This window comes from Candidatus Culexarchaeum yellowstonense (assembly GCF_024707025.1).
Lineage (GTDB): Archaea > Thermoproteota > Methanomethylicia > Culexarchaeales > Culexarchaeaceae > Culexarchaeum.
Genome location: NZ_JANGFQ010000165.1, coordinates 1 through 2878 on the forward strand (window position 1 = coordinate 1; position 2878 = coordinate 2878).

Genomic DNA, 2878 nt, shown 5'->3' on the forward strand with positions numbered 1-2878 from the left:
GTTGCACCGTAGGGCATTTGTGTTGCAAGTACTAGGAATGGCTTCTCCATTGGATATGAAGTCCCCTCAATTGTAACTTGCCTCTCTTGCATGACTTCTATGAATGCTGCTTGGGTTTTTGGTGGAGCTCTATTGAGTTCATCTATGAGGATTATGTTTGCAAATATTGGCCCCCTCTTCAAGTAGAATGATGAATCCCTAACATTATACACCATCGTTCCAAGTATATCTGCTGGCAGTGTATCCGGCGTCATTTGGATTCTTGAGAATTTCGCTCCAATGGCTTGTGCAAAAGTCTTAGCCATTAGTGTTTTACCTGTTCCAGGCGGCCCCTCCAATAGGATATGCCCCTCAGATAGTAGTGCGACGAGCATCATCTCTATAACATCCCTCTTCCCAACAATGAATCTACTAACCTCTGAGATTATTTTATCCATAACATTACTGCTCATATTTACCTCTAGCCTCCCTTAACATTTCAAGTGTCCTCCTATCCCAATCTGGATGTTTAGACATTAACTCTTCAACCTCGTCTCGAACTTCAACAACTCCAACTCTACCAGTTAGCATGTATATGAGTATTACTGTAACCAGTATTAAAGAGTATTTGATTTCCGTTGTGCATATCACCTTGTATGCTGTTAGTACGTATTCTCTTAGTTGTGATTGTGGTGTTTTAAGCCAAACTCCAGAATCTATTACAGCCACTCTACCCCCCATGATGTTCTTTAGGAGTTTTATGTTGTCTCCTAAACCTATAACTCCATTGATGAATATGCTTGAATCCGAGAATAGTATTATGCTCCCCCCACCATACTTTACTTCTACGGCAATTGGGAATGGCCCTGAAGGTTCACCTTTGGAGGGTTCGCCATTTCCATCTAGGTCTAGGAAGCTGAAGCTTGATGAGTATGCTAGAATCTTCAACCCCTTAACTTCACCAGTAACTTCCAGTACTGATGGTATGTCCATTGCGATTTCACGTATACCCCCCATAAGCTTATCATCTCTAAAATCAGTTATTTTCGGTATCCTCCAACTATTGTAGTAGAATACTGGGTCTAGCATCACATGCCCATTGACTCTAACTTTTATGTTGAGTATTTCGAGTGCATGGTTTATTGAGCCCGTTTCATCCATTAGTACCAGTATTCCGCCATCCTCAACATACCTCCTCCAAGCTTCAATACGTTTCTCAGTGATGTTTATTGATGGGCCTATCACGAATAGTATTGTGGTCTTTGGATCTGGCTTATACGTTGCAGCATCTATTATTGATGGTGAAGCTATTTTTGTGAATTCCATAAGCCCATTCCAGTATGGGTTTGATGGGTTGAAGTCTTCTTGTGGTGGGAGTAGTGTGGATGCTAAGGCTATGGTTGCTAGGGCTGTTAATACGCCTATTAGTGGGAGTTTAGGGTTTAGCTTCAAAATTCATGCACCCCCTCTTAAGATCCTCTAATGCATCTTTAACCTTTGATATTATGGGTTCTGGGATTTTTGTTGAGTATAGAGCTCTCTCTGCAGCTGAAGTTAATGTTTCAAAGCACCAAGATAGTTTCCCAAGTTTTGAGGCTGTTGCTGATAGATATTCCCTCATGGTCATATGTGGCTCCATGGCTATGCCAGTCATCTTACTGACAATTTCAACGGCTTCCCAATATAGGTCAATAAGCCACTTATACTCCTTTGGCGTGAATTGTACTTCAATCTTCTGAGCCTCTTCCCCACGCCCATATTCCACGATACGCTCAGCTTCCATGGTCTGCTTAGTGGTAATCAGCCTCCCCCTAAATGTTTTTATTGTTAGGATTATTGTGATGGCTATGGATGCTATTATGGTTAATGGGTTTACTATTAGAATGTTCTTCTCATATGTGGTTTCACTAATCCATGGATTTCTCGGCGTAATGTATAGCTTTACTGTTTGGTAGCCTGATGGAATTGTTATTGGGGTGCTTAATGGTATTGTGAAGCTTCCACTGGACTCCACAGTATACTCATTTCCAGCAAAATACACTTTTACCGTTGCATTGAAGTATTCTTCTCCAGTTTTGAAGTTTCCACTTATAGTGGTGCTTAATCCAGCTAAGGTTGAGCTTGGAATGTCTATTGATAGGCTTATGGGCATCCTCTTAACCATCACACTCAATGCTTCCTTTGCAGGTGCGAAAACACCTGAAGCTGGAGCTTCAACTGTGAGGACATATCTTCCGTCAGGTATCTCTCCTGGCGTGTATAGTGTTGCTTCGAAGAATCCATCATCCCCCAATTTTACGTTGAGGGCTTGATTGATCCATGAAACTTTAATTTCCCCGTATGGTATCTGCTTAGCTGATATTATGCTACCCTTAATGTTGAATGTTTTTCCAGGTAGAACTGTTTCTGGGATTTGTAGGATTTTAATCTTTGGTTCTATGTACATTAGGTTGATTTCAACTATATTTGATATTGAGGGCTTATATGTTTCCACATCAATGCCCATGGGTGTGTATTTCGCTTGAATTGTAATTGTTGGCTTGTATATGTAGGGTAGGTCTATTTTTGCTTCGAATGATCCATCCCCGCATGTTATGGCTTTAAACGTCTTTAATCCTTCCACCATTACCGTTACATTCCTATTTGGGAGGGGTTCACTTGAAGCATATAATACTCCCCTAACAGTTATCCTTCCACCAGTCCATGAAGTTTTTGGTTCAGCATCTATTGATATGGAGGTTTCTATTAGTTTTCCTTGGCCTTCAATTCTATCTAGGAGGCTCATCATCCTCCTATACATGCTATTGATGAGGTTGTCTAGTTCATTGAGCTTCAAATATACATCGTAGTATGGTATGTTGAATGATCTTGTAAGCTCACCTAACGCCATTCTCAACTC

Annotated in this window: 3 protein-coding genes; all 3 read right to left on the reverse strand. The window is 40.9% G+C overall.

Annotation, left to right across the window (positions count from 1 at the left end):
- The coding region (locus tag MRT15_RS10255) for a MoxR family ATPase (RefSeq protein WP_304330002.1) at positions 1–452 on the reverse strand (452 nt) is incomplete at its 3' end.
- Positions 442–1431 carry a DUF4350 domain-containing protein gene (locus tag MRT15_RS10260; RefSeq protein WP_304330003.1) on the reverse strand — a complete coding sequence of 330 codons (990 nt, stop codon included), beginning with the start codon at positions 1429–1431 and terminating at the stop codon, positions 442–444. The genes MRT15_RS10255 and MRT15_RS10260, both read right to left, overlap by 11 nt.
- Positions 1415–2878, reverse strand: a 1464-nt coding sequence (locus MRT15_RS10265) for a hypothetical protein (protein WP_304330004.1), incomplete at its 5' end; no start/stop codon positions are given. The genes MRT15_RS10265 and MRT15_RS10260, both read right to left, overlap by 17 nt.